Raw genomic sequence first — 25,527 nt, forward strand, 5'->3', positions numbered from 1 at the left:
GGCGCGTAGGGTCGCGGCATGCTCGATACGACCCCGCTGGTCACCGTCGTGGACCGATTCGCCGACCGGCTGCGCGCCGCCCCGCAGAGCAGGCTGCAGCGCGGAGCGGCCGCCGAAGGACTGGCCGCGGCCAGGGAATTGGCCGCACGGGCCCAGCGCATCGAGGCACCGGGCCGCGAGCCCCGCATCATGCCGGACGCGGGGATGTTCGCGATCGGCGACCAAGTCGCGGTCGCGGGCCGGGACTTGGCGATGGCATTGGAAACGGCCCCATCCGTCGAACTGGACGAGGCCGTGCGATTCGTCGAGGAAGCGGCCGCCCGGGCTTTCGCGTAGCGGCCGTCCCGTACGGGAGGTCGTGGCAGCGGCCGACGCCGCTGGGCGGGCACCGGGGGTTCCCGCGGGTCAGAGCGAGGCGATGACGCGGTCGGCGAGAATGTAGACGTTCTCCTTGCCGCAGGAGAAGGTCAGGGCGTACGCGCCCGAGACACCGGAACCGCCCAGCAGTACCGGGTGCTCACCCGCCAGCAGCGCCTCGGCGAGCCGCTCGGCCGTCTCGCGGTGGCCGGGGGTCATACAGAGCGTGGTGCCGTCGACGAAGACGTAGACATCGAGCGTGCCGAGCGGGCCGGGGCGGACGTCGGCGAGCTCGGTCCGGCTGTCGGCGAGCTCCTCCAGCCGGCTCACGGTGCGCTCGTGGTCGGTGACGACCGGGGTCTGCACCGGTACGAAGTCGGGGTGCGAGGGGTGACGGCGACGGGCCGCGGCCAGCTCGGGGGAGTCCTCGGCGAACTCCACCATCTCCGGAAACCCGGTTGTGTCGGCCGACTCGGCCAGTTCCGTCAGCTCGTCGAGCGCCTCGGTGGCGTCGAGGTCCATCGCCTCAAGGCCCGCGAAGTCCGCCTGGCGCGGCATGAAGAACGGCGCGTCCTCGCCGATCCCGGACAGGCCGCCCAGCAGGGACGGGGCGTCCGCGGCGTCGCGCGTCTCCTGGGAGGCCCAGAACGCCCGCGCCTCGGCGAGCTCGCGCTCACGCTCCTCGGCGAGTGCCTCGGCGACGGCCGCACGTATCTCGGCGGCGGCGGTGTCGGTGCTGCGGACCTGCTGGGGCACGGCGGCGGCACGGGCGCGGCCGGCAGCCAGCTCCATCCGCAGGGCCGTGACCTGCTTGCGCAGCCCGTGAGCAGCGTGCAGAGCAGCAGCGCCCACGGCTGTGGCAGCGGCGGTGGTCAGCAACAGGGCAAGAGGCATGGCGCTCACTGACATACTCCCGGTTTCAATCGATCCCCCGACTTCCTACATCAGCTTGTCCTCTACCTGCGCCCGGTGTCAGTGCATTACGTCACGAATTGGACAGGTCTTTGTGTCTGGGGTTTACCCCTGATGCGGGTGTGACCTGCGGAAATGACTCTCCCCCAGGAGATAAGTCACATCCTGGGGGAGATTCGGTCACGGTCGGGGCTCGGAACCGGCCGGCTCGTCGGCTCGGAACACCCGCTCAGTGGCGCGGGACCGCCGGCTCAGCTCAGCCGCTCGATCACGTGGTCGCGTTCGCTTCCGCTGCGGGCAGGTGCCGCCTTCGTACCTCAGGCGACCCCTACTCTCTGCTGCAGCTCAGCTCAGCCGCTCGATGACCATCGCCATGCCCTGGCCGCCGCCCACGCACATGGTCTCCAGACCGAACTGCTTGTCGTGGAACTGCAGGCTGTTGATCAGCGTGCCGGTGATCCGGGCGCCGGTCATGCCGAAGGGGTGGCCGACAGCGATGGCGCCACCGTTGATGTTGACCTTCTCGAGCGGCAGGCCGAGGTCGCGGTAGGAGGGGATCACCTGGGCGGCGAACGCCTCGTTGATCTCGGCCAGGTCGATGTCGTCGACGGTGAGGCCGGCACGCTTCAGCGCCTGCTTGCTCGCCTCCACCGGTCCGTACCCCATGATCTCGGGGGAGAGGCCGGAGACGCCGGTCGAGACGATCCGGGCCAGCGGGGTCAGACCCAGCTCGCGTGCCTTGGTGTCGGACATGATCACGAGCGCGGCGGCACCGTCGTTCAGCGGGCAGCAGTTGCCCGCGGTGACCAGGCCGTCGGGGCGGAAGACCGGCTTCAGACCCTGCACGCCCTCCAGGGTGACGCCCGCGCGCGGGCCGTCGTCCTGCGACACGACGGTGCCGTCGGGGGCCGTCACCGGGGTGATCTCGCGCGCCCAGAAGCCGTTCTTGATGGCTTCCTCGGCGAGGTTCTGCGACCGCACGCCGAACTCGTCCATGTCCTGTCGGGTGACGCCCTTGAGCCGGGCCAGGTTCTCGGCGGTCTGCCCCATCGCGATGTACGCGTCCGGGACGAGGCCGTCCTCGCGCGGGTCGTGCCAGCCCGCGCCGGTCTCCTCGGCGCGGGCGGCGGTACGGGCCTCGGCCTCGGCGAAGAGCGGGTTGTGCGTGTCCGGCAGGCTGTCCGAGTTCCCCTTCACGAAACGGGACACCATCTCGACACCGGCGGAGATGAAGACATCGCCCTCGCCGGCCTTGATGGCGTGCAGCGCCATGCGGCTGGTCTGCAGCGAGGACGAGCAGTAGCGGGTGACCGTGCAGCCGGGAAGGTGGTCCATGCCCATCCGCACGGCGATGATGCGGCCCAGGTTGTTGCCCTGCTCGCCGCCGGGGAGGCCGCAGCCGAGCATCAGGTCGTCGATGTCCTTCGGGTCCAGCTCGGGGACCTTGGCCAGTGCGGTCTGGATGATCGTGGCGGTCAGGTCGTCCGCCCGCAGGTTCTTCAGCGACCCCTTGAAGGCCCGGCCGATGGGGGAACGGGCAGCAGAGACGATCACGGCTTCGGGCATCACGCGGCTCCATGAGGGCTGGAAGGCTGTCTGGGTGTCTGGCTGTCTGACTGTCTGGGCTGAGCGGGACCGAGTGGGAGGCTCGGCAGGCTGAGCAGGGCTCAGAGGCTGTCTTGGAAGTTACCCGTACGTATGGCCGAGGTCACCCGGCAGGCTGTGTGATGCGGGCCTCTTTTCTAAGCGACCGCTCAGGCAGTCCGGGGCGCGGGGTCCGTGCCCGCGTCCCCGCCTGCGCGAGGGTCCCTGTCCAGCGGTACGTCCGGGTGCTTGCCGTCCAGGTGCTGGACCTCCGGGGGCTGGACCTCCGGGGTCCGGCCGTCCAGGTGCTGTGCATCCGAGTGTCGTACAGCCGGCTCCGGATGCGGCTTCGTGGCCGCGGGCAGACGCCTGCGCCTGCGGTGCTTGAGGAGAGCCCACGGTGCCCGCGCCCCCGTGACCTCCGTACCGGCCTCCTGGGCCGCCTGGGACGCCGCCTTGGCCACCGGCAGCATGTCCTCGCGCCGCGACCCGTCGAGACGGTCGGACTCCGGCCACAGCCCCAGCACGGCGCACAGGGTCGGCAGCAGTGCCATCGCCGCCGTCGCGTACCCCTCGGCCGACGGGTGGTAGTTGTCCGGGCCGAACAGCTCGCGCGGATTCGCCTCGAACTCGGGCCCCAGCAGGTCGCCCAGCGACACCGTTCGCCCGCCCTGCTCGACCGAACCGATCGTCTGCGCCGCCGCCAGCTGACGGCTCGCCCGCCGGGCCAGCCAGCGCAGCGGCTGGTAGACCGGCTCGATCGTGCCCAGATCCGGGCAGGTCCCGACGACCACCTCCGCACCCGCCGTACGCAGCCTGCGCACGGCGGTGGTCAGGCATCGCACCGACTGGGTGGCGGGCATCCGGTGCGTCACGTCGTTCGCCCCGATCATGATCACGCAGACGTCCGGCGGACGGGATGTGTCGGCCAGCAGCAGCGAGACCTGCCGCTCCAGATCGTCCGACCGGGCCCCCGGCTGCGCGACGTTCCGCAGATCCACCGGCCGCTCCGACACCGCCGCGAGCCCCGAGGCGAGCAGCGCCCCGGGCGTCTGCCCAGCCCTGCGCACCCCCTGGCCGGCCGCGGTCGAGTCACCGAGCAGCCCGAGCCGCAGCGGCTCCGCAGGCCCGGTGAACGCCACCCCGTACCGTCCGTCCGCACTCGGCGGAACCGGCGCGATACCGCCGCCCACCTGCCGCTTCGCCAGCTGGACCTCCGCCAGCAGCACGCCTGCCGCCGCCGCGCCGAGCAGTCCGATACTGCCGCCGCCGTAGGCCGCGCCCGCCGCGATCCGCCGTGCCACCCTTGCTCTCGACACAGTCCGGTCCACCTCCTCGTTGCCGTACCGCCGTACCTACAGCTAACTGCCCCGTAATGACCGGCGCCCAATCGCTTCGCCCAATCTCATGCCCGTACGCATACCCTGGCCGCACCATCTCGGAGACCCCGGAGTAACACGGTGCAATTTCACGATTCGATGATCAGTCTCGTTGGCAATACCCCGCTGGTGAGGCTGCGCAGTGTCACGGCCGGCATCCAGGCGACGGTGCTGGCCAAGGTCGAGTACTTCAACCCCGGCGGTTCGGTGAAGGACCGGATCGCCCTGCGCATGATCGAGGCCGCGGAGGAGAGCGGCGCGCTGCAGCCCGGCGGCACGATCGTCGAGCCGACGAGCGGCAACACGGGCGTCGGCCTGGCGATCGTCGCCCAGCAGAAGGGCTACAAGTGCATCTTCGTCTGCCCGGACAAGGTGTCCACGGACAAGATCAATGTGCTGCGCGCCTACGGTGCGGAGGTCGTCGTCTGCCCGACGGCCGTTGACCCCGAGCACCCGGACTCGTACTACAACGTCTCGGACCGGCTGGTCCGGGAGACGCCGGGTGCCTGGAAGCCCGACCAGTACTCGAACCCGAACAACCCGCGCTCGCACTACGAGACCACCGGCCCCGAGCTGTGGGAGCAGACGGACGGCAAGATCACCCACTTCGTGGCGGGCGTGGGAACCGGTGGCACGATCACCGGCACCGGCCGCTATCTGAAGGAGGTCAGCGGCGACTCGGTCAAGATCGTCGGCGCGGACCCGGAGGGCTCGGTCTACTCCGGCGGTTCCGGTCGTCCGTACCTGGTCGAGGGCGTCGGCGAGGACTTCTGGCCGACCGCGTACGACCGGACGGTCACGGACGAGATCGTCGCCGTGTCCGACAAGGACTCCTTCCAGATGACCCGGCGGCTCGCCAAGGAGGAGGGCCTGCTCGTCGGCGGCTCCTGCGGCATGGCGGTCGTGGCGGCCCTGGAGGTCGCGCAGCGCCTCGGACCGGACGACGTGGTCGTCGTGCTCCTCCCGGACAGCGGCCGCGGCTACCTGAGCAAGATCTTCAACGACGAGTGGATGGCCGACTACGGCTTCCTGGACGACACGGGTACGTCCGCCCGCGTCGGCGACGTGCTCGACCACAAGGACGGTCCGCTGCCGACGCTCGTCCACATGCACCCGGAGGAGACCGTCGGGGAGGCGATCGATGTCCTGCGCGAGTACGGCGTCTCGCAGATGCCGATCGTGAAGCCGGGCGCCGGCCACCCGGACGTGATGGCCGCCGAGGTCATCGGTTCGGTCGTGGAGCGGGAACTGCTGAACGCACTGTTCGCGCAGCGCGCCTCGCTCACCGACCCGCTGGAGAAGCACATGTCGCCGCCGCTGCCGCAGGTCGGCTCCGGCGAACCGGTCGAGGACCTGATGTCGGTGCTCGGCGGCGCGGGCGGTGCCGACGCGGCGATCGTGCTGGTGGAGGGCAAGCCGAAGGGCGTCGTGAGCAGGCAGGACCTGCTGGCGTTCCTGGCGAAGGACGCGGGCCCGAAGCAGTAGGGAGCGATTCGGGGCTTCGCGAAAACGGTACGAGCGCGACACGTACGCGCAGCACCGGCTTAACACGGCTCCGGCACATTGGTGGGTGCCGGCAGGGAAACCCGCCGACACCCAAGACGGCGACGCGGACTACGGATCGGCTCCCGGACCTCCACTGTCGCCAGGACGCGCGCACCCGGCCCTGACCCGGACCCGCGTCCCTCGCGGGGACCGCCGTCGTCCCGCCCCCTGGGAAACCGGGGGTGCGGCGGTCCCCGCGACATACCTCTATGCGCGTCCATCAGCGGCCAAGGGCCGCTCAGCCGGCGGGCGCGACCGCCCAGCTCGCCAGCAGCGCGATCCGCTCCGCAGTCCCGGTAGCCGGCTCCGGCCGCTCAGTCCTCCCAGTCGGACTTCGTGCGCTCCTCCGAGCGCCGGAACAACGGCCGGCTACGGGCGGCCTGGGCGACATTCACCCCGACGATCCCCAGCCAGGCCACGACGAGCCCGCCGATCCCGGCGTTCGTGACCCCGATCGCGGACAGCGGGACGGCCAGGATCAATGAGATGATCCCGAACCCGAACCGCTCACCGAAGTTCCCCAGCGGCGGCTCGGGCGCCCGGGCCCCCCGGGCGACCACCAGTTGCTGTTCGGCGAGATGCCGCCGCACCCGCCGGTCGAGCGTGACGTCGAGACGCTGGTCGACCTTCTCCAGGAACGAGTCGATGAGCGCGGACTCGTACTCCGGCCCCAGTTCACTGCGGGCCTGCAGGGTGGCATTGAGCTCGCTCTTGAGCTCCGGGTCGCGGGCTTCCATGTTCCTACGGTACGAAGCGGAGGGGCCCGGGGCAGTGGGGCTAACCCCCCTGTTGGGCCTCGGGGGCGTACCGGGGGAGGTCCTCGGTGGAGATGGTCCACTCGCCGATGGTGATGTCCTCGCCGTACACGAAATCCTTGCGGGTGGCGTAGCGCTGACCGTCCGGAGTCGGGTGGATGTCGGAGAACACCGCTCCCGATCCGGTACGCGGATCGAAGACCTTCGGCTCAGCCGACCGGCACCCGGTCCGTCGGCATGATCGTGGCGGCCGGGACGTGGGAGGTGTCGCGGCGGGCGAGCAGCCAGTACAGCAGGGCCGGTACGAGCAGACCGATCACCCAGGAGATGTCCGCGCCGCCCAGCGGCTCCACCAGCGGGCCGGTGTAGAAGGTCGTCGCCAGGAAGGGGAGCTGGGCGACGATGCCGACTGCGTAGACCGTCAGTGCGTCCCAGCGCCAGGCGCCGTAGCGGCCGTTCGGGTCGGACAGGGCCGGGATGTCGTAGCGCTCGCGCGATATCAGGTAGTAGTCGACGAGGTTGATCGCCGACCACGGGGTGAAGAAGGTCAGCAGGAACAGCAGGAAGTCCTTGAACGAGGCGAGGAAGGTGTCCTTGCCGAGCAGGGCGACCGCCGTGCCCGCGATCATGATCACGGCGATGTACGCGGAGCGGCCGCGCTGCGACAGCGCCCGCTGCCCGCGGAAGCCGCTGATTCCGGTCACCATCGACATGAAACCGCCGTAGGTGTTCAGCACGTTGATGGTCAGCTTGCCGAGCGCGATCACGAAGTAGAGCAGCGAGGCGATCAGCCCGGTGCCGCCCAGCGAGACGACGTAGCTGACCTGGTCGTCGAGGAACGCCTCGCCCGCGGATGCCGCGACCAGCACGCCGAAGGCCATGGACCACTGGGAGCCGAGCGTCGTGCCGGCCAGCGTCCACCAGAAGGTGGCGCGGGAGCTCGTACGGCGCGGCAGATAGCGCGAGTAGTCGGCGACGTAGGGCCCGAACGCCAGCTGCCAGGACGCCGCGATCGACACCGCGAGCAGGAACATCGGCAGGTCGAAGGCGCGGTCGGCGAGGACGGCGCCGAGATCGATCCGGTCCAGCAACCGGATACCGAGATAGATGAAGGCCAGCGCGCAGACCACACTGGCGACCCGGCCGAGGACGTGGACGACCCGGTAGCCGATCACCGCCATCAGTGCGGTGATCGCGGCGAAGACGAGGATGCCGGGGGTCTGCCCGAGGTGGGTGAGCTCGCCGACCGCCTGGCCGGCCAGCACGCTGCCGCTGGCGAAGAAACCGACGTACATCACGACGACCAGGAGCAGCGGCACGACCGCGCCCCGCACCCCGAACTGTGCCCGGCTGGAGATCATCTGGGGCAGGCCCAGCCTGGGGCCCTGGGCCGAGTGCAGCGACATCACCGCTCCGCCGAGCAGATTGCCCACCAGCAGGCCTATCAGGGACCAGAAGGCGCCGCCGCCGAAGATGACCGCGAGTGCGCCGCTGACCACCGCGGTGATCTGGAGGTTCGCTCCGAGCCAGAGGGTGAACTGGGAGAACGCGGTGCCGTGCCGTTCGTCGTCCGGTACGACGTCGATCGAGCGGCGCTCGACGAGGGAGTCGGCCATCGGGGATTGCTCCTTTTCTCTTACTTCTCTGCCAGGCCGTGCGCCGCGGCCGAGTCGTGCGCTATGTCCTCCGGGTCCTTCTTGTCCTTGTCCACCAGACGGTTCAGCTCCGCGAGGTCCTTTGTTGTGAGGGTGGCGCCCGGGCGGGCCAGTGCCCTGCGGACCGTGGAGTCCGCCGCGCGGTCCGCGATCGGGGGGACCACGTGCTGGCCGGGGATCAGGTTCTTGGGGTCGGTGGCGTCCGCTTCTTTGATCACCAGTCGTCCCTTGCCCTGGCTGCATATAGTCATGCAGGGTTCTCCTGGGCTGAATGGATTGTCAATGCCTCGGGGTAAATCACTGGTGACAGAAGTCCGAAAGGCAGGATTGAGTGTCCGGATGAGGAGTATTTGCGCATGATGTCGTCCCACATGATGGACTCCTCGCCCTTCGGTGGATGGGCCGCGGACCACGCCGTCTCCATCGCCGAGCTCGACGGAGAGACCCTCCCCGTCGCCGATGTCGTCCGGATCGCCCGCGGCGCCGCCCGGCCCGTGCCCGGTGGCGAGGCGATGAAGCGGGTCGACCGGTCCTGGGCGGCCGCTCGGGAACTCGCCGCGACCGGGCGGGTGTACGGGCGATCCACCGGGGTCGGCGCCAATCGCAACGAGGAGGTCCCGACGGAGGCCGCCGCCGACCACGGGCTGCGGTTGCTGCGCAGTCACGCCGGGGCCATCGGCGAACCGCTGCCGGTCGGGCGGGCGTTCGAGCCGGCCGATTCGCTGCTCGAAGGGGAGTTCGCGGACCGGCCGCTCACCGATGATGTGAAGGCGGCGGCCGGGGAGCTGCTCGACCGCTGCACGAACCTGTGGAACACCGATCTCACCAGCACGAGCACTAGGGGGACAGCATGAACGGGAGCAGCCCGGCCGCGCGGTTGCAGCAGCTCTTCGAGGGGCACCGGCTCACGCCCACGCAGCGGCGGATCGCGCACTCGATGGTGCGCAGGGCCGGGGACGTCCCGTTCCTGTCGAGTGTGGAGCTCGCCGAGCTCGCCGGGGTCAGCCAGCCGTCCGTCACCCGGTTCGCCGTCGCGCTCGGGTTCGACGGATATCCGGCGCTGCGCAGGCATCTGCGGGAGGTCGCGCCCGGACCCGTCGAGGGAGGTGCGGGCACTGCCGCCGACACCTACAACGAGTACCAGCAGGCCGTCCGCGCCGAGATCGAGAACCTGCAGCACCTCGCCGAACTCCTCGCCGACCCCACTCCGGTCGAGCGGGCGGGGCGGCTGCTCGCGGCGTCGCGCCCGCTGCCGGTGCTCGGGCTGCGCGCCGCCTCCTCGCAGGCGCGGGGCTTCGGCTACTTCGCCGCCAAGGTCCACCCGGATGTGCGAGTGCTCGACGAGGGCGGCAGCATGCTGCACGACCGGATCGACGCCGCGCGCCGGGCGGGGGCGAGCGCGCTGGTCTGCTTCGCGCTGCCGCGCCATCCCAAGGAGGTCGTGGACGCGCTCGCGTACGCCCGGGAGCAGGGGCTGGCCGTGGTGTCGGTCGCCGATTCGGCGTTCGCCCCGGTGGCCAAACACAGCGACCTGCTCATTCCCGCCGCAGTCGGCACCGGACTCGCCTTCGACACGGCGTGCGCGCCGATGCTGCTGGGGCGGGTGCTGCTGGAGGCGATGTGCGACGACCTGCCGGACGCGCAGGCGCGGCTGGAGGAGTTCGACGCGCGGGCGGCGGCGCGCGGGCTGTTCGCGGAATGAGGGCGTGACGCACGGGATGTGGCTGCCGGGCTGCCCGGCGGGGTGAGCGCCCGGAGTCTGTCGCCGGTGCTCGGCGGGACCGGGCGGACGGTCGTGCCGACGCCGACGCCGACGCCGGGGGCTGCGGCTGGGCGGGCGGTCGTCGGCGTCCGGACCGTGATCGCTTCCGGCACTGGCGGACCCGGGAATTCGCCGGCCGGGAACGGCGCCGCGGACGCGAGTCCGCCTGCGTCGGGGGCGGGGACGGCAGGGCGGGTGTCCGGTGCTGAGGGAAGTCCGGCTGGTGGTCGGCATTCCCCGCCGATTCTCAGACACCGCTCAGATACGGCCATTAATCTGCGCCCCGAGAATCAGCATCGATGGCTGTCGAGAGGGGTACGGACGTGGGGCGCGGAGCGCAGTCGCTGGCGAGGGTGGCCGTGATCGTACGGGCCGGAGCCGTACCGCTGTGGTGGCCGGGGCTGCTCGCCGCCGCCGTCGGTGCGCTCGTCCCGGGACTCACCGGCCGTCGGATCGGACTGCTCGCCGGAGCCGCGCTCTTCCTGATCACCGCGGTTGTGGTGGCGCGCGGGCGCAGGTACGCGGAGTTGGCGGGGGCCGCCACCCGTGCCGGGCGGACGGACTTCCTCCAGGACCGGGCCGTGACCGTACGCAACTGGCGGCGTGGGCACCGATGGTGGCTGCTGGGCGGGTTTCTCGTGGCGATCGCCAGCGGATTCCTGCTGCCCGGCGCCGGTGGGCTGATGCTTGCGGGTGCAGGGGCCGGCCTCTGGGCCAAGTCCGTCCGGATCGGGCAGCGGGAGCGGAAGGACGACGTCCTGTACTGGGTGCGGACCGACTGGGTGGAGAAGGGGCGGCCCGCGGGCAAGCAGGTTGCGGCGTACCGGACGACCGGGCCGGTGGCCGGCGACGCCGCGCCCGGTGGGGCGCGGCGCCGCTGAGGGCGTCCCGCGGAGGTCAGACTTCCAGTTCGGTCTCGATCCGCTTCAGCTGGTGGCGGGCCATCGCCAGGTTGGAGCGGCCGCTGTCCAGCACCAGGTAGAGGAAGAGACCGTTGTTGCCGCGCGCCTTGAGCAGCCGGATCAGGTGGTACTGGGCGCCGAGGGTGATCAGGATGTCCTCGATCTCGTCCTTGATACCGAGATGTTCCATGGTGCGGAGTTTGGCGCGTACGACATCCGTGTTGCCCGCGGCAGCGACCTCCAGGTTGAAGTCCTTGCCGCCGCCGAGGGCGCCCAGCGCCATGCCGCTGGTGTAGTCGACGAGTGCGACACCGAGGGTGCCCTCGATGGACGTCATTGCTTCCTTGAGTGACGCTTCGGTGTTGGCCATGAGTGCTCGTTTCCTTTCCTTGCCGGCTGAGGTGACCGGCTCCGTTTCCTGGCGTTCCTGGTGCGGTGTGACTGGCGCTACGTGCGGTGCGGGAGGGGGCCGGGGGGTGGGGTCCGTGGGCGCGGGGCATGCGGCGCCGGCGCGGGTTGTGCGGTGCGTTTCAGTGCGGCGTCGACCAGTTCGCCGATCCGGGTGCTCGCCCGGCGGCCTTCCAGGTGGAGCCGGCCGACGTTGATCCGGTCCTCGGCCAGGAGTGTGAGGACGGCGGAGGAGCCCGCCGCGTACGTGGCGATGTAGCCGGTCTCGCCACGTACGAGCAGTTCGCGGAAGCCGCCCCGGCCGGTCGCCTCCGCCATCCGGAGGGCGACGCCGAGCGCGGCCGCGGTGAGCGCGGCCACGCCCTCCGCCTCGACTCCCGGGGTGTCCTGCGCCAGGACGAGGCCGTCGGTGCTGGCCGCCGGCGAGCCCGCGAGGAGCGGCACCCGGACCCGTAGCCGCTGGAGTTCGTCCAGGACGTCCTGGACTTCGGCCTCGGGAACCATCAGCTGTCTCCTCCCGGCACGCTGTCTGAGCGCGCGTATCACAGGGCCTCCAATGCGTCTCTGAGCCGGCGCAGCAGGGCGACGTCGGGGTCGGCCGTGACCTCGGGAAGCGTGATCCGGCCGGGCACGGAGGCGGACGGGGCCGCCGTCTGCCGGACCGCTTCGACCAGTCCGGCGGCCGTGAGCCGCCGAAGGTCGACGAGGATGTGGAACGCCGAGCGACCCAGGTGCTGGGCGATGTCGGATGCCGTACGTACTCCGTCCACCACGTCGAGTACGCGGCGCCGGCGCGACGGGACGGGGGCGTCGACGGGATGGGCCGCCCGGGCGAGCGGGGCGGTGTCGGTCACCGCGTCGGGCCAGATCCGGTCCAGCAGCTCCCGGCGCCGGAGCGTCTCGCGCTGTACGGCATCGACGGGGACGGGGTGCACGGGACCGATCCAGTGGGAGACCCCGTAACGGAACCGGGCCGGGGTCCGGGTGGGGGAGATGGCGAAGAAGGCGGCGTCGTACAGCGCACTCAAGTGGCAGAGCTCCAGTGCGCCGCCGGGTATCCGTCCGCTGTCCACCAGGTAGCGGCCGACCCGCTGTCCGGCGCCCGCCTGGGCGACCGCGTCCCACCAGCCGTCGCGGTGCAGGGCGCCGCTCGCGGTGAGCAGGATGTCGAGGCCTGGTGTCGCGGGGCTCTCGGCGTGCACGACCTGGCCGTCGGCGAGGTAGAGCGTGCCGTGGTCGCGCATCAGGGCGCCGGTGGCGCGCTCGGCGGCGAGACGCTGGAGCATGGGGGAGAGGGCGGAGGCTGCTCTCACGGGGAAGGGCTGTGACCCAGAGGCTACGCAACGTGCCCGCCCCAGGTGGGAGTTCTGGCATTTTCCATTGGTACATGCGGAAGGCGATCGGAAACGGTCGGAGCCGCTGCCGCCCCTGTCATGTTCTGTCCGCGTTCGGTGCCGCATCCCGTCTTCGGGGCAGGTCTTTCGGGCGCGCCTGTTGACTATAAGTATTCAGAGCAGCAGGATGTGAATAGAAGCAACACAGTCGCGAGGAGGCATTGTCATGTCAGGACCCCGCCCCGTACGGGCACCGCGCGGTACCGAACTGAGCGCCCTGGGATGGCAGCAGGAAGCCGCCCTCCGCATGCTGCAGAACAATCTCGACCCCGAGGTTGCCGAGCACCCCGACAAGCTCGTCGTCTACGGCGGCACGGGCAAGGCGGCCCGCGACTGGCGTTCGTTCGACGCGATGGTGCGCACGCTGCAGACGCTCAAGCAGGACGAGACGATGCTTGTCCAGTCCGGACGCCCGGTCGGTGTCATGCAGACCCACGAGTGGGCGCCGCGCGTCCTGATCGCCAACTCCAACCTGGTGGGCGACTGGGCGAACTGGGAGGAGTTCCGCCGCCTGGAGGCGCTCGGACTCACCATGTACGGCCAGATGACGGCCGGGTCGTGGATCTACATCGGTACGCAGGGCATCCTGCAGGGCACGTACGAGACGTTCGCCGCCGTCGCCGCCAAGAAGTTCAACGGGACGCTGGCCGGGACGATCACCCTGACCGCCGGGCTCGGCGGCATGGGCGGCGCCCAGCCGCTCGCCGTGACCATGAACGACGGCGTCGCGATCTGTATCGACTGCGACCCGCGCGCCATCGAGCGCCGCATCGAGCACCGCTACCTGGATGTGCGCGCCGACTCCCTGGAGCACGCGCTCCAGCTCGCCACCGAAGCGCGCGACGCGCGCAAGCCGCTCTCCATCGGGCTGCTCGGCAACGCGGCGGAGCTGCTGCCCCGGATGCTCGCCGAGGGCGCCCCGATCGACATCGTCACCGACCAGACCAGCGCGCACGACCCGCTCGCGTACCTCCCGATCGGCGTCGACTTCGACGACATGGCCTCGTACGCCGCCGAGAAGCCCGCCGACTTCACGCAGCGGGCACGCGAGGCGATGGCCAAGCACGTCGAGGCGATGGTCGGCTTCATGGACGCCGGGGCCGAGGTCTTCGACTACGGCAACTCGATCCGCGGCGAGGCCCAGCTCGCGGGCTACGACCGGGCATTCGACTTCCCCGGGTTCGTCCCCGCGTACATCCGGCCGCTGTTCTGCGAGGGCAAGGGCCCGTTCCGCTGGGCCGCGCTGTCCGGCGAGGCGACGGACATCCACAAGACCGACAAGGCGATGCTCGAACTCTTCCCGGAGAACGAGTCGCTGCACCGGTGGATCAAGATGGCCGGCGAGCGCGTCCACTTCCAGGGGCTGCCCGCCCGGATCTGCTGGCTCGGCTACGGCGAGCGCGACCGCGCCGGTGAGCGGTTCAACGACATGGTGGCCTCCGGCGAGCTGGCCGCACCGCTGGCGATCGGCCGCGACCACCTGGACTGCGGGTCGGTGGCGTCCCCGTACCGCGAGACCGAGGCGATGCTCGACGGGTCCGACGCGATCGCGGACTGGCCCCTGCTGAACGCCATGGTCAACGTGGCGTCCGGCGCCTCCTGGGTCTCCATCCACCACGGCGGCGGCGTCGGGATGGGGCGCTCCATCCACGCGGGTCAGGTGACCGTGGCCGACGGTACGAAGCTGGCCGGCGAGAAGATCCGCCGGGTGCTGACGAACGACCCGGGAATGGGGGTCATCCGGCACGTCGACGCGGGGTACGACATCGCGGAGTCCGTTGCCGCGGACAAGGGCGTGCGGGTTCCCATGACGGAGGGACAGTGAGCCTGACGGGCGGAATCGGTTCCGTGGGCGCCGAGGGTTCCCCGGCGCCCTCCCTCCCCCATGGTCCGCAGGGACCGGGAGGGGCCGGGCAGCCGTCCTTCCAGGCCATGTGGAAGGAACTTGCCCCCATCGGACGCCACCCCGAGAGCGGTGGGTACCGGCGGTACGCCTGGACCGGTGCCGATGCCGACTGCCGGGTCTGGTTCCGGGAGCAGGCCGAAGCGCGTGGGCTCGGGTACGAGGTCGACCGGAACGGGAATCAGTGGGCCTGGCTCGGGGATCCGCTCGGTGACGACGCCGTCGTCACCGGGTCGCACCTCGACTCCGTGCCCGACGGCGGTGCCTTCGACGGGCCGCTCGGCGTGGTCTCCTCCTTCGCGGCGCTCGACGAACTCCGCCGCAGAGGAGCCGAGTTCACCCGGCCGTTCGCCATCACCAACTTCGGCGACGAGGAAGGGGCCCGGTTCGGGCTCGCCTGTGTCGGGTCCCGGCTCGCCGCCGGGCAGCTGACCGTCGAGAAGGCGCACCAGCTCCGCGACGGCGACGGCGTCACACTGCCGCAGGCCATGGAGGCGGCCGGGTACGACCCCGGCGACATCGGCCCGGACCCCGAACGCCTGGCCCGTATCGGCGCGTTCGTCGAGCTCCATGTAGAGCAGGGGCGCTCCCTCGACCTCACCGGCGACCCGGTCGGTATCGCCTCCGCGATCTGGCCGCACGGCCGCTGGCGGTTCGACTTCCGGGGCGAGGCCAACCACGCGGGGACCACCCGGCTCGTCGACCGGCGCGACCCGATGCTCACGTACGCCGAGACCGTGCTGGCCGCCCGCCGCGAGGCGGAGCTCACCGGCGCCCTCGCCACCTTCGGGAAGATCGCCGTCGAGCCGAACGGCGTCAACGCCATCCCCTCCCTCGTCCGTGGCTGGCTCGATTCGCGCGCCGCCGACCAGGACACCCTCGACGCCGTCGTCACCGGCATCGAGCGGGCCGCCCGGGAGCACGCCGAGCGTGCGGGCATCGGTCTCGATGTCGTACGGGAGTCCTTCACGCCCGTCGTGGAGTTCCAGCACGCCCTGCGTGACGAACTCGGCAAGATCCTGACCGGCCGGGGCGGCGACGACGCGGGCCGCGCCGTGCCCGTCCTCGGCACCGGCGCCGGACACGATGCGGGTATTTTGTCCGCTTCGGCCCCTACCGCCATGCTGTTCGTACGGAACCCCACCGGGATCTCGCACTCGCCGGCCGAGTACGCCGCCGAGGACGACTGCACCGCCGGGGTGATCGCACTCGCCGATGTACTGGAAGGTCTCGCGTGCAGCTGACAACGACACCGACGGGCGCGCGCCGCACCGCCACGTTCTGGATGTCCCACGCCTGGCTCGGCACCCATGTCGAGCCGGGCGTGACCCTGGACGTCGCCGACGGGCGGATCGCCGGGATCCGCACCGGCGTCGACGCCCCGCCGCCGGGCGCCACCGTGCTGCGCGGGCTCACGGTGCCCGGTCTCGCCAACACCCACTCGCACGCCTTCCACCGCGCCCTGCGCTCCACCGTCCAGGTCGGCTCCGGCACCTTCTGGACCTGGCGCGAGCTCATGTACCAGGTCGCGTCCCGGCTCACCCCCGATACGTACTACGACCTGGCCCGTGCCGTGTACGCCGAGATGGCGCTGGCAGGCATCACCGCGGTGGGCGAGTTCCACTATCTGCACCATGCGCCGGGCGGAGCCCCGTACAACAACCCCAACGCGATGGGCGAAGCCCTGATCGCCGCCGCCGACGCGGCCGGGATCCGGATCACCCTGCTGGACACGGCCTATCTCGCCGCCGGATTCGGGCAGCGAGCCGGCCAGTACCGGGAGCCCGACCAGCACCAGCTGCGCTTCTCCGACACCACCGCGGACGCCTGGGCCGAACGCGCCTCCCTGCTCAAGGGCAGCGACCACGCCCTGATCGGCGCGGCCGTGCACTCCGTACGCGCCGTGCCCGCCGGGCAGCTCGCGACCGTGGCGAAGTGGGCCGAGGAGCGGCAGGCGCCCCTCCATGTCCACCTCTCCGAACAGACCGCGGAGAACGACGCCTGCCAGGCCGCCCACGGCTGTTCCCCCACCCGGCTCCTCGCCGACCACGGGGTCCTCGGCCCGCGCACCACCGGCATCCACAACACCCACCTCAGCAGTGAGGACATCGCGCTGCTCGGCGTCTCGGCCACCGGCACCTGCATGTGCCCCACGACCGAACGCGACCTCGCCGACGGCATCGGACCCGCCGTCGCCCTGCAGCGCGCCGGCTCGCCGCTCTCCCTCGGGAGCGACAGCCACGCCGTGATCGACCTCTTCGAAGAGGCCCGCGCGATGGAGCTCGACGAGCGTCTGCGCACCCATACCCGCGGCCACTGGACGGCGGCCGCGCTGCTGCGCGCCGCCACCGTCGACGGGCACGCCGCCCTCGGCCGGTCCGACGCCGGCACCCTGGAACCGGGCGCGCTCGCCGACTTCACCACCGTCGCCCTGGACTCCGTCAGAACAGCGGGACCGGTGCCCCGACTGGCCGCCGAAGCAGTCGTATTCGCCGCCTCCGCGGCCGATGTGCGCCATACGGTCGTGGCAGGCCGGCACATCGTCCGCGACGGGCAGCACACGCTCGTCGCGGACGTCCCCGCAGCACTCGCCTCGGCCATCGCCGTCCTGCACGGCTGACCCCGGACCCTCGCAAGGAGAGCAGTCCCCCGATGACGACGACCGCCATCACCAACATCGCCAGTCTGGTCACCAACGACCCCTCCCTCGGTGACGGTTCCCCCCTGGGCCTGATCCTGGACGCGGCCGTCGTCATCGAGGGCGACCGGGTCGTCTGGACCGGTGAATCAAGCAAAGCACCCGCCACTGACAACGCCGTCGACGCGGGCGGCCGCGCGGTGATCCCGGGATTCGTCGACTCCCACTCCCACCTCCTCTTCGCGGGCGACCGCACCGAGGAGTTCAACGCCCGGATGTCCGGCCGCCCCTACACCGCGGGCGGTATCCGCACCACGGTCGCCGCCACCCGCGCCGCCACCGACGACGAGCTGGACGCCAACGTCGTCCGCTATCTCGCCGAGGCGCTCCGCCAGGGCACCACCACGTTCGAGACCAAGTCCGGCTACGGGCTCACCGTCGAGGACGAGGCCCGCGCCCTGCGCATCGCCGCCCGCCACACCGACGAGGTCACCTACCTCGGCGCCCACGTCGTCCCCCCGGACTACGCCGACGATCCCGCCGGGTACGTCGACCTGGTCACCGGGCCGATGCTCGACGCCTGTGCCCCGTACGCCCGTTGGGTCGACGTGTTCTGCGAGAAGGGCGCGTTCGACGGCGACCAGGCCCGCGCGATCCTGACTGCGGGCATGGCCAAGGGCCTGCACCCCCGGGTCCACGCCAACCAGCTCACCCACGGCCCCGGCGTCCAGCTCGCCGTCGAGCTGGACGCCGCCTCCGCCGACCACTGCACGCACCTCACCGACGCGGACGTCGACGCCCTCGCCCAGGGCGACACCGTCGCCACACTCCTCCCCGGCGCCGAGTTCTCCACCCGTGCGAACTGGCCCGACGCCCGCCGCCTCCTCGACGCGGGCGCCACCGTCGCGCTGTCCACGGACTGCAACCCGGGCTCGTCGTTCACCTCGTCCATGCCCTTCTGCATCGCCCTGGCCGTACGCGACATGGGCATGACTCCGGACGAGGCCCTCTGGTCGGCCACCGCGGGCGGCGCAGCGGCCCTGCGCCGCACGGACATCGGCCGCATCTCCCCGGGCGCCCGCGCCGATCTGGTCCTCCTCGACGCCCCCAGCCATGTCCACCTCGCCTACCGGCCGGGCGTCCCCCTGGTCCGGGCGGTCCGGCAGCGCGGTGAACGCGCCCTCTGAGCGACATCTCCGGCCCCGTCCCGGACTCGTCCTCCATCTGCGGATGGCGCAGGTCGCTGCCCAGGCCGTCGGTCCGCTCTCCCCATGAGCCATGGGACCGCACGGAGCCATATGAACCATGTGTGTTCCCCCCGGAACCTTCGCCCAATGAGGGCCGGTCCGTGGCACTTCGTCAACAATGCGGAAGGACCTGCCCTTTGTCGGGGCAGGTCCTTCCGCAAGTGGTCCCGCGGGGGCGCGGGCAACTCCGGGATCATTCCTCCAGCGTCAGGCCCTTCCTGAGCTTGACCAGCGTCCGGGAGAGCAGCCGCGAGACGTGCATCTGGGAGATGCCGAGTTCGTCGCCGATCTCCGACTGCGTCATATTGGCGACGAAGCGGAGCGAGAGGATCTTCCGGTCGCGACCGGGCAGCGAGGCGATCAGCGGCTTCAGGGACTCGACGTACTCGATGCCTTCGAGTCCGTGGTCCTCGTAGCCGATCCGGTCCGCCAGCGCGCTCTCGGTCCCGTCCTCCTCGGCCTTGGCGTCGAGCGAGCTCGCGGTGTACGCGTTGCTCGCGGCCATGCCTTCGACGACCTCGTCGTCGGTGAGTCCGAGGCGGTCGGCGAGTTCGCCCACGGTGGGCGCCCGGTCGAACTGCTGGGCGAGTTCGTCGCCCGCCTTGGCCAGGTCGAGCCGCAGCTCCTGCAGTCGGCGCGGGACGCGCACGGACCAACTGGTGTCGCGGAAGAATCGCTTGATCTCGCCGATGACGGTCGGCATCGCGAAGGTCGGGAACTCGACGCCCCGGCTCAGCTCGAACCGGTCGATCGCCTTGATCAGGCCGATGGTGCCGACCTGGATGATGTCCTCCATCGGTTCGCTGCGGGAGCGGAACCGTGAGGAGGCGAACTTGACCAGGGCCAGGTTCAGTTCGACGAGCGTGTTGCGTACGTACGCGTACTCGTGGGTGCCCTCTTCGAGGGATTCGAGCCGCGCGAAGAGTGTCTTCGACAGCGCTCTGGCGTCCAGTGCGCCCACTTCGTCGTACGGCGGGATCTCGGGAAGTCCTTCGAGGCCGTCGCTGCCCTTGGCGCTGCTGATGTCGCTGGTGCTGCTGCGCGGAGCGGGTACGGCGACCGCGGCAGGGGAGTCTGATTCGGTCAGTCCCTGAGGACATGCTGACGTCGCGATGTGGGTACGCGGTCCGTCGAGCCGGGGTGACATGGTCTCCTCCATCATTCTCGGCATATGGCTGCCGATGCCCATACGTGTTCCTGCGGTGAAGCGGCGCCTCCAAAGCCGGTCGTGTTTCGGGTGTCCCTCTACCCTTACCCGGTCCTGACGTGCAGATACAACTGCCAATTGAGGCTATATGTCCGGTTTGTTGAGGTCTTCGGCTACCGTGTGCCGCACGGAACGCGTAGTGTTTTATGAACGTCAGCGACAGCTACACACGCAACCGCACGCGCCATCACAGAGGGTGACGCGCACGGTGACGCAGGCAGTGACGAACGGCGAAGAGAGACGGGCATGGACCGCCAGACGGTCGGCAGGGCGAACCGGGGTCGACTCCAGGTCGAGGTCCGGACCGAGGGGCGCAGTGAGGTAGTGACGCCGGTGGGTGAGTTGGATCACCACACCGCCGATCTGCTCCGCGAACCCTTGGAGAGCGCGGTCGAACGCGGACGGACCCGCCTGGTGGTCGACTGTTCGCGACTCGAATTCTGTGATTCCACCGGGCTCAATGTGCTGCTCGGTGCCCGCCTCAAGGCGGAGGCGGCCGGGGGAGGGGTCCATTTGGCCGGAATGCTGCCGATGGTGGCGAGGGTCTTCGAGATCACCGGGGCCGAGGCGGTCTTCACCGTCCACGACTCCCTCGAATCGGCGCTGGACACCTGATCGCGACCCGGAGTGCAGCCTCGCCCGTCCCGGGTGTCGCCTGCCTCACACATTCCGCATGGGCGAAGTCGGTGTTGTCGCGATACGGCCGGGCAGGAGACATCCCGGCGAACCTCATGTGACCCGGGTGGCCCGCACACTCCGCATGCGATCGGTATCCGTATCGGCAGCTGCGCCCGTATCTGTAACTGTTCAATGGCGACATGGTGAATCGGTGAGGTGAAGCGCTGATGAGCACCACCCGGCAGCATCCGCCGGGCGACCTCGGCCGGGAGCCGGAGGGCGCGGGCGACGGCGCCGACGCAGCCTCCTCCGGGCCCGTCGACCGGCGGTGGCGCACGCTGCCCCTGCGGGAGGCCGGCGGCATCGTGCCGACAGCCCGCGATTTCGCCCGTCAGGCACTCCACGACTGGGGCTGGCTCCCCGCGTCGAGCGCCGACCGGCGCGCAGCCGCCGAGGACGTCCTGCTGGTCGTCTCCGAACTGGTCACGAACGCCTGCCTGCACGCGGAAGGACCCGAGGAGCTTCGCATCGCCTGCACCTCGAAGGCGCTGCGGGTGGAGGTCGTCGACGGCGGTGCGGGACAGCCCGCGCCGCGCACCCCGCACCGGGCGGGACGGCCCGGCGGGCACGGCATGTTCATCGTGCAGCGGCTCTGTCTGGACTGGGGTGTCCAGCGGGTGCCGGGCGAGCCCGGCAAGACCGTATGGGCGGAGCTGGCCGCCCCCGCGTAGTCACCACCCGAACCGTCGGGCCGTGCGGCCCCTCCTTCCTGCCCCCGAAGAGCGCGCCGGATCGGCGCGCTCTTTGTCTTCCCTCCATACGGCCCCAGGCGTACCTTGAGCGCCCGATCTGATGTGTCGTCAGAAACTGGTGCCGTGACCGGCAAAGCTTGCCGGGAGGGGCACTGGCGTCGGAGTGATGCGGCGCGCGGCGACTTCCGGCATGAGGGGAACTGAGGTGCCGTACCCGAAGCGAACAGCTCTCGCGCTGGCGTCCGCGCTGGCCGGCTCGGTGGTGCTGCTGGCCGCGCCCGCCGCCCACGCCACGGTCGTGGACGTCGACTACAAGTGCAGGACGCCGATCGGCGACAAGAGTGCGGTGTCGCCCATCGACATCAAGGGCGTGAAGAGCGGCAGCAGTTACACGCTCACGATGTCCTTCCAGAAGGGCGTCTCGTCCAGCCCCGTCGAGCTGGGCAAGGGCGCCATGAAGCCCAGCGCCGTCATCCGGCTGAGCGGCGCCGAATCGGGTCAGGTCCAGGTCTCGGGACCGGCGAACGCCGAGGCGATCCCGGCGAACACCCCGATCAGGATCAGTGACCTGTCGGGTACGTACACCCCGAAGAAGAGCGGCAAGGTCGGCTTCACCGCCGGAGTGCTCACCATCAAGGCGCTCGGTACGACCACGACCTGCACCCCGGGCAACAGTCCGAAGCCGTCGCTCGAACTCGATGTGACGGCGGCGGGCGGCTCGAAGGACACCTCGGAAACGACCCTCCCGAAGACCGGACCGCTCGACTCGGCGATGGCGCTCGGGACGCTCGGCGGCACGGTACTGCTGACCGGTGCGGCCGGGGTGCTGTGGCTGACCCGGCGCGGACAGCGGGCCGCGGGCTGAGCTCCACGGAGCCGCCGCGCGCCGTCCGTACGTACACGCCCGTTCTGTACGCAGCAGGGAGCCCGCCCCTATGCCACCGTTGACCGGTCACGCCCCCCGAGCCGTTCTCGCAGCCCTGCTGTGCGCTTTCGTCTGCGCCTTCTCCGCGACCCCGGCGACCGCCGCCGACCGGAGCGGCACGGACTGGACGGCGCAGCCCGCGGCGGGCGGTGGGACCCGGAGCGGCGAGGACGGCGGCAGACCGTACTTCTATCTGGAGGGACTGCCCGGCACTGTGCTGCAGGACCGGCTCTCCGTCACCAACCCGGGCACCGCCCCGGTCACCGTGCGACTGCGCGGGGCGGATGCGTACAACGCCGAGGGCGGCGACTTCACCGTACGCGGAACAGGCGACTTCACCGTACGCGGAACAGAGGACTCCACCGGGACCGGTACCTGGCTGCGGCTCGCCGCGGACCGGGTGACCGTGCCCGCCCGCACCCGCGCCGAAGTGCCGTTCTCCGTCACCGTCCCGGCAGGTGCGTCGCCCGGCGACCACCCGGGGGCGATCGTCGCCGAGAACTCCGGGCGCTCGGTGGGCGTACGCGTCCATCTGCGGGTCAGCGGGCCCACGCTGACCGCGCTGACCGTCGAGGAGGTCAGCGTGTCCGGGCGGACCATCCACTACACACTCGTCAACCGGGGCAACGCGGCCCTCGCCCCACGCCTCGCCGTCAGCGCGGACGGGGCATTCGGCACCCTGCTGCGGCGCGAGGCGCGGAACCTGCCGGTGGACCTGCTGCCCGGACAGCGGGTGAAACTCACCGAACCGTGGCGGGACGCCCCGGCCCTCGATTCCGCCACCGTCCGGCTCCGCGTCACCGCCGCGGGCGGAGCGCAAAGCGAGGCGACCGCCCCGGCGGTCTTCGTCCCCTGGGCGCCGGTGACCGGCGGCGCCTTGCTGGTCCTGGCCGCGGCCGCCGCAGGCGCGTACGCGTACCGGCTCCGGCGCAGCCACCGCCGGCCACCGGGCCGCGACGGCCCGGACCATGGCGACGCAGCTCGAACCACGGCAGGGAGAAGGCACTCGGTGAAGGCGGGAGCGGAATTGTGAGACGACAGACCGGACCGGCGTCCCTCCGGCGCGGCAGCCACCGGTGGTCCGCCGCGCTCCTCGTCGCGCTGCTGCCCGCCCTGCTGCTCCTGCCCGCGCCCGGCGCCCGTGCGACGGACGGAAAGCCCGCGGTCACCCTCTCCGAGCAGCAGGCGGGCAAGGGCGGTGACATTACCGTCAAGGGCACCGGATGGCGGCCGAACACCCTGCTGATGATGCTGATCTGCGGACAGTCCGCGCCCGGCACGGGCGTCATCGGCGGCACCAACTCCTGCGCCAACGCCGACGGACGCTCCGTCACCACCGACGCCAAGGGCGCCTTCAGCAGGAAGATGCCGGTCTCCGAACCGCCCCAGCCGTGCCCCTGCGTGGTGCATGTCGCGACGGTCACCGGGGAACAGGCAGCCGCCGACGCCGGGTTCGTCGTCGCCGGACACCCCGTCGCCCCACTGCCGGAACAGACGGACGGCGGAAAGCTCGCGGTGCTCGCCACCACCCGGCTGGAGGGCGACAGCGGAATCCTCACCCGGTTCGGCGCCCCGCCCTGCCGGCAACTCGTCTTCACCGTCGGCAACCTCGGTTCGGCGCCGGTCAAGGACCCGGTCTTCCGGGTCGGCACCGCGCACGGCGTCTTCGCCCCGCAGTGGGAGGAGCGGCAGTGGCGCGGCACCATCGCGCCCGGCCGCAAGGCACAGATCGGACTGCCGGTCGAACTGACGGCGGGCGCCCACGGCGACTACCGGATCTCCCTGCGGTACGGGACGAAAACACTGGCCGAACAGCCGTGGGGGGTGGGCCGTCCCTGGGGCGTCACGCTCTTCTGGATCCTGCTCTGCGTCGTCGTACCGGCCGCGGTGTTCCGTATCGGCATGGCGATCGTCGACAAGGTGCGGCCCCGCGCCGCGTACAGCCCGGCCCGCGCAGGTCGTCACCGCCATCCGCTGTCGGCCGACGTGACGGCGAAGCTCCCGAGGCTGCGCCGGGTACCGCGCACCCCGGCGCCCCCCTCGACAGCGTCCGCGGCAGGACCCGCCCCGGGCGCGACCACCACGGCCGCGCTGCCGTGGTTCACACCGGATTCCGCACCGTCAGAGAACAGACCCACGACGAAGGGACATTCGTGAGCACGCAACGGAGGATGAGCGCGGCCGGAGTCGCGCTGATGCTCGGCGGCGCGGGGATCCTGCTGGCCGCGAGCCCAGCCCTGGCTGCCGACGTCTCGTACAAGACGGAGTGCATACCACCGTCCATCTCCGGACTGCCTCCTGTGCAGGGCACCACCAAGGTGCAGCTGACCGCGCCCGCCGAGGCCAAGGTCGGGGACAGTGTCGAGGTGGTGTGGAAGACGGTCGAGGCCGCTTCCAGGAACCCCGACGTCCTGGACCTGGAGAAGGACACGGTCAAGCCCACCGGCGCCATCAAGGTGGGCGGTGCGGCCACGGGAACGCTGCAGATGGAAGGGCCACGGCAGAACCCGCCGATCCCCAGGAACAGCGCCATGGTGCTGCCCGACATGAAGGGCACGCTGAAGGTGGAGAAGGCCGGTGAGATCACGCTGACGCCGGACGCGTACAACATCAACGTGTCGAAGCCGATCTCCACCGACACCAAGTGCTCCCCGAAGGAGACCGTTCAGCCGGGCGCGACGATCAAGGTCACGGACGGCGGCGGTACGACAGCGGGTGGTACGACCACCGGTACGACAGCGGGTGGTACGACCACCGGTACGACAGCGGGTGGCACGACCACCGGCTCCACCACGGCAGGCGGCACGACGGCGGCAGGGGGAACGACGGCGGGCACGACGGCCGGCGGTACGGACACCGGAGGCACTGGCTCCGGCGGCGCGACGGCCGGGTCGAGCGGCGGCGGTGGTCAGACCGACTTCGAGGGCAAGGAGGTGTCTGTCGCGTACGCCTGCAAGACCCCGATCGGTGACAAGAACGCCACCTCCCCGGTGAAGATCAACGCGAAGAGGAACGGCGGCAGCTTCGACCTCACGGTGAAGTTCGGCAAGTCGGTCATGGACAGCCCCGCCGACATCCCGGCCGATTCGGTGAAGCCTTCCATGGAGGTCAAGCTCGGCGGAGCCGACAAGGGCACGGTCCATGTCGAGGGCCCCACCAACAAGGAGCCCATCAAGCCCGGCAAACCGATCGAGATCCCCGATCTCACGGGAACGTACAAGCCGGGCGCGAGCGGTAGGTCCACCCTCAGCCCGGGCGTGCTGACCGTGAAGGCGCTCGGCACCACGACGACCTGCACCCCGCCCGCCGGTGTCGCGGTCTCCCTGCAGCTGGACACCTCGTCCCAGCCCGGTGGGGCCGTGGGCGGCTCGGACACGGGCGGCGCCACGACCGGTGGCGGTACGGACTCCGGAGGCGGACTGGCCGAGACCGGGGCCGAGGACAGCGGCACCCTGCGCGCACTCGGCCTGGTCGCCGGTACGGCGATCCTGCTGGGCGGCGCCGTGTTCACGTTCACCCCGTGGCGCAGGCTGCGCGGCACCCGGTGAGCTGAGCCGCCAAAAACGCGAAGGGCCGCTGCACCG

General features: G+C 71.0%; 23 protein-coding genes and 3 pseudogenes. 15 read left to right on the top strand and 11 right to left on the bottom strand.

Going from position 1 to position 25,527, the window contains the following annotated elements:
- Window positions 1-18 precede the first annotated feature (18 nt).
- The gene (locus OH809_RS26160; protein ID WP_406420221.1) at window positions 19-336 is read left to right on the top strand and encodes a hypothetical protein; all 318 of its coding nucleotides are present in this window, start codon (window positions 19-21) and stop codon (window positions 334-336) included.
- A gap of 69 nt (window positions 337-405) precedes the next feature.
- On the opposite strand, the gene OH809_RS26165 is transcribed toward OH809_RS26160, so the two are convergent.
- From OH809_RS26165 to OH809_RS26175, 3 genes are all read right to left on the bottom strand, one after another.
- Window positions 406-1,266: a hypothetical protein gene (locus OH809_RS26165; RefSeq protein ID WP_406420220.1), complete on the bottom strand. Its 861-nt coding sequence runs from the start codon at window positions 1,264-1,266 to the stop codon at window positions 406-408.
- A 348-nt stretch (window positions 1,267-1,614) separates the two neighbouring features.
- Window positions 1,615-2,835: an acetyl-CoA C-acetyltransferase gene (locus tag OH809_RS26170; protein WP_406420219.1), complete on the bottom strand. Its 1,221-nt coding sequence runs from the start codon at window positions 2,833-2,835 to the stop codon at window positions 1,615-1,617.
- Between the two features lie 188 nt (window positions 2,836-3,023).
- Window positions 3,024-4,157, bottom strand: a complete 1,134-nt coding sequence (locus OH809_RS26175) for an SGNH/GDSL hydrolase family protein (RefSeq protein WP_406424980.1) — start codon at window positions 4,155-4,157, stop codon at window positions 3,024-3,026.
- Between the two features lie 156 nt (window positions 4,158-4,313).
- Between OH809_RS26175 and OH809_RS26180 the strand changes: the two genes are divergently transcribed.
- Window positions 4,314-5,717, top strand: a complete 1,404-nt coding sequence (locus OH809_RS26180; protein WP_406420218.1) for a cystathionine beta-synthase — start codon at window positions 4,314-4,316, stop codon at window positions 5,715-5,717.
- Window positions 5,718-6,091: 374 nt separating this feature from the next.
- On the opposite strand, the gene OH809_RS26185 is transcribed toward OH809_RS26180, so the two are convergent.
- From OH809_RS26185 to OH809_RS26200, 4 genes and pseudogenes are all read right to left on the bottom strand, one after another.
- On the bottom strand, window positions 6,092-6,514 hold the full coding sequence (locus OH809_RS26185) for a hypothetical protein (protein ID WP_406420217.1): 423 nt from the start codon (window positions 6,512-6,514) through the stop codon (window positions 6,092-6,094).
- 40 nt (window positions 6,515-6,554) lie between these two features.
- A pseudogene (locus OH809_RS26190) lies at window positions 6,555-6,734 on the bottom strand (Uma2 family endonuclease); the annotation flags it as partial.
- Window positions 6,735-6,741: 7 nt separating this feature from the next.
- Window positions 6,742-8,148 (bottom strand): purine-cytosine permease family protein, encoded by a 1,407-nt coding sequence (locus OH809_RS26195; protein WP_406515691.1) that lies wholly within the window; start codon window positions 8,146-8,148, stop codon window positions 6,742-6,744.
- A gap of 20 nt (window positions 8,149-8,168) precedes the next feature.
- Window positions 8,169-8,384, bottom strand: a pseudogene (locus tag OH809_RS26200) (glycine betaine ABC transporter substrate-binding protein); the annotation flags it as partial.
- Window positions 8,385-8,561: 177 nt separating this feature from the next.
- Here OH809_RS26200 and OH809_RS26205 point away from each other — a divergent pair.
- From OH809_RS26205 to OH809_RS26215, 3 genes and pseudogenes are all read left to right on the top strand, one after another.
- A pseudogene (locus OH809_RS26205) lies at window positions 8,562-8,879 on the top strand (aromatic amino acid lyase); the annotation flags it as partial.
- A 158-nt stretch (window positions 8,880-9,037) separates the two neighbouring features.
- Complete coding sequence (locus OH809_RS26210; protein ID WP_406515692.1) at window positions 9,038-9,889, top strand: MurR/RpiR family transcriptional regulator; 852 nt, start codon at window positions 9,038-9,040, stop codon at window positions 9,887-9,889.
- Window positions 9,890-10,248: 359 nt separating this feature from the next.
- A complete protein-coding gene (locus tag OH809_RS26215; protein ID WP_406515693.1) occupies window positions 10,249-10,830 on the top strand; it encodes a hypothetical protein in 582 nt (193 codons plus the stop codon).
- Between the two features lie 16 nt (window positions 10,831-10,846).
- Here OH809_RS26215 and OH809_RS26220 read toward each other — a convergent pair whose 3' ends face one another.
- The 3 genes from OH809_RS26220 to OH809_RS26230 form a co-directional block, all read right to left on the bottom strand.
- Window positions 10,847-11,221, bottom strand: coding sequence for a hypothetical protein (locus tag OH809_RS26220; RefSeq protein WP_406420213.1), 375 nt, complete (start codon window positions 11,219-11,221; stop codon window positions 10,847-10,849).
- Between the two features lie 77 nt (window positions 11,222-11,298).
- A complete protein-coding gene (locus OH809_RS26225) occupies window positions 11,299-11,763 on the bottom strand; it encodes a roadblock/LC7 domain-containing protein (RefSeq protein ID WP_406515694.1) in 465 nt (154 codons plus the stop codon).
- 38 nt (window positions 11,764-11,801) lie between these two features.
- Window positions 11,802-12,545, bottom strand: coding sequence for a transcriptional regulator (locus OH809_RS26230; protein WP_406516281.1), 744 nt, complete (start codon window positions 12,543-12,545; stop codon window positions 11,802-11,804).
- Window positions 12,546-12,819: 274 nt separating this feature from the next.
- On the opposite strand from OH809_RS26230, the gene hutU reads away from it, so the two are divergent.
- From hutU to hutI, 4 genes are all read left to right on the top strand, one after another.
- On the top strand, window positions 12,820-14,478 hold the full coding sequence (gene hutU / locus OH809_RS26235; protein WP_406420211.1) for a urocanate hydratase: 1,659 nt from the start codon (window positions 12,820-12,822) through the stop codon (window positions 14,476-14,478).
- 107 nt (window positions 14,479-14,585) lie between these two features.
- The gene (locus OH809_RS26240; RefSeq protein WP_406424976.1) at window positions 14,586-15,800 is read left to right on the top strand and encodes an allantoate amidohydrolase; all 1,215 of its coding nucleotides are present in this window, start codon (window positions 14,586-14,588) and stop codon (window positions 15,798-15,800) included.
- Complete coding sequence (locus OH809_RS26245; protein ID WP_406515695.1) at window positions 15,791-17,176, top strand: formimidoylglutamate deiminase; 1,386 nt, start codon at window positions 15,791-15,793, stop codon at window positions 17,174-17,176. The genes OH809_RS26240 and OH809_RS26245 overlap by 10 nt, the downstream gene beginning before the upstream one ends.
- A 32-nt stretch (window positions 17,177-17,208) precedes the next feature.
- Complete coding sequence (hutI, locus tag OH809_RS26250) at window positions 17,209-18,381, top strand: imidazolonepropionase (protein WP_406420209.1); 1,173 nt, start codon at window positions 17,209-17,211, stop codon at window positions 18,379-18,381.
- A gap of 253 nt (window positions 18,382-18,634) precedes the next feature.
- Here hutI and OH809_RS26255 read toward each other — a convergent pair whose 3' ends face one another.
- A complete protein-coding gene (locus OH809_RS26255) occupies window positions 18,635-19,588 on the bottom strand; it encodes an RNA polymerase sigma factor SigF (RefSeq protein ID WP_406516282.1) in 954 nt (317 codons plus the stop codon).
- A 306-nt stretch (window positions 19,589-19,894) separates the two neighbouring features.
- On the opposite strand from OH809_RS26255, the gene OH809_RS26260 reads away from it, so the two are divergent.
- The 6 genes from OH809_RS26260 to OH809_RS26285 all read left to right on the top strand — a co-directional run bounded on the left by OH809_RS26260 (window position 19,895) and on the right by OH809_RS26285 (window position 25,491).
- The gene (locus OH809_RS26260) at window positions 19,895-20,263 is read left to right on the top strand and encodes an STAS domain-containing protein (protein ID WP_406420208.1); all 369 of its coding nucleotides are present in this window, start codon (window positions 19,895-19,897) and stop codon (window positions 20,261-20,263) included.
- 230 nt (window positions 20,264-20,493) lie between these two features.
- Window positions 20,494-20,997, top strand: a complete 504-nt coding sequence (locus OH809_RS26265; protein WP_406420207.1) for an ATP-binding protein — start codon at window positions 20,494-20,496, stop codon at window positions 20,995-20,997.
- A 226-nt stretch (window positions 20,998-21,223) separates the two neighbouring features.
- Window positions 21,224-21,883 (top strand): peptidase, encoded by a 660-nt coding sequence (locus OH809_RS26270; protein WP_406516283.1) that lies wholly within the window; start codon window positions 21,224-21,226, stop codon window positions 21,881-21,883.
- Window positions 21,884-21,953: 70 nt separating this feature from the next.
- Window positions 21,954-22,976, top strand: coding sequence for a hypothetical protein (locus OH809_RS26275; protein WP_406515696.1), 1,023 nt, complete (start codon window positions 21,954-21,956; stop codon window positions 22,974-22,976).
- Entirely contained in the window at window positions 22,973-24,100 is a 1,128-nt protein-coding gene (locus tag OH809_RS26280) for a hypothetical protein (RefSeq protein WP_406515697.1), read from the top strand. The genes OH809_RS26275 and OH809_RS26280 overlap by 4 nt, the downstream gene beginning before the upstream one ends.
- A 14-nt stretch (window positions 24,101-24,114) precedes the next feature.
- Complete coding sequence (locus tag OH809_RS26285; RefSeq protein ID WP_406420204.1) at window positions 24,115-25,491, top strand: hypothetical protein; 1,377 nt, start codon at window positions 24,115-24,117, stop codon at window positions 25,489-25,491.
- Window positions 25,492-25,527 lie beyond the last annotated feature (36 nt).

Source organism: Streptomyces sp. NBC_00873 (assembly GCF_045207415.1).
Classification (GTDB): domain Bacteria; phylum Actinomycetota; class Actinomycetes; order Streptomycetales; family Streptomycetaceae; genus Streptomyces.

Bases quoted from the DNA above. Each gene is read 5' to 3' on its own strand.
- hutI (WP_406420209.1), top strand. From the start codon at position 17,209: ATGACGACGACCGCCATCACCAACATCGCCAGTCTGGTCACCAACGAC.
- OH809_RS26265 (WP_406420207.1), top strand. From the start codon at position 20,494: ATGAGCACCACCCGGCAGCATCCGCCGGGCGACCTCGGCCGGGAGCCG.
- OH809_RS26285 (WP_406420204.1), top strand. From the start codon at position 24,115: ATGAGCGCGGCCGGAGTCGCGCTGATGCTCGGCGGCGCGGGGATCCTG.
- OH809_RS26260 (WP_406420208.1), top strand. From the start codon at position 19,895: ATGGACCGCCAGACGGTCGGCAGGGCGAACCGGGGTCGACTCCAGGTC.
- hutU (WP_406420211.1), top strand. From the start codon at position 12,820: ATGTCAGGACCCCGCCCCGTACGGGCACCGCGCGGTACCGAACTGAGC.
- OH809_RS26210 (WP_406515692.1), top strand. From the start codon at position 9,038: ATGAACGGGAGCAGCCCGGCCGCGCGGTTGCAGCAGCTCTTCGAGGGG.
- OH809_RS26255 (WP_406516282.1), bottom strand. From the start codon at position 19,588: ATGTCACCCCGGCTCGACGGACCGCGTACCCACATCGCGACGTCAGCA.
- OH809_RS26240 (WP_406424976.1), top strand. From the start codon at position 14,586: ATGTGGAAGGAACTTGCCCCCATCGGACGCCACCCCGAGAGCGGTGGG.
- OH809_RS26225 (WP_406515694.1), bottom strand. From the start codon at position 11,763: ATGGTTCCCGAGGCCGAAGTCCAGGACGTCCTGGACGAACTCCAGCGG.
- OH809_RS26195 (WP_406515691.1), bottom strand. From the start codon at position 8,148: ATGGCCGACTCCCTCGTCGAGCGCCGCTCGATCGACGTCGTACCGGAC.
- OH809_RS26170 (WP_406420219.1), bottom strand. From the start codon at position 2,835: ATGCCCGAAGCCGTGATCGTCTCTGCTGCCCGTTCCCCCATCGGCCGG.
- OH809_RS26160 (WP_406420221.1), top strand. From the start codon at position 19: ATGCTCGATACGACCCCGCTGGTCACCGTCGTGGACCGATTCGCCGAC.
- OH809_RS26230 (WP_406516281.1), bottom strand. From the start codon at position 12,545: ATGCTCCAGCGTCTCGCCGCCGAGCGCGCCACCGGCGCCCTGATGCGC.
- OH809_RS26185 (WP_406420217.1), bottom strand. From the start codon at position 6,514: ATGGAAGCCCGCGACCCGGAGCTCAAGAGCGAGCTCAATGCCACCCTG.
- OH809_RS26275 (WP_406515696.1), top strand. From the start codon at position 21,954: ATGCCACCGTTGACCGGTCACGCCCCCCGAGCCGTTCTCGCAGCCCTG.
- OH809_RS26165 (WP_406420220.1), bottom strand. From the start codon at position 1,266: ATGTCAGTGAGCGCCATGCCTCTTGCCCTGTTGCTGACCACCGCCGCT.
- OH809_RS26220 (WP_406420213.1), bottom strand. From the start codon at position 11,221: ATGGCCAACACCGAAGCGTCACTCAAGGAAGCAATGACGTCCATCGAG.
- OH809_RS26215 (WP_406515693.1), top strand. From the start codon at position 10,249: ATGGCTGTCGAGAGGGGTACGGACGTGGGGCGCGGAGCGCAGTCGCTG.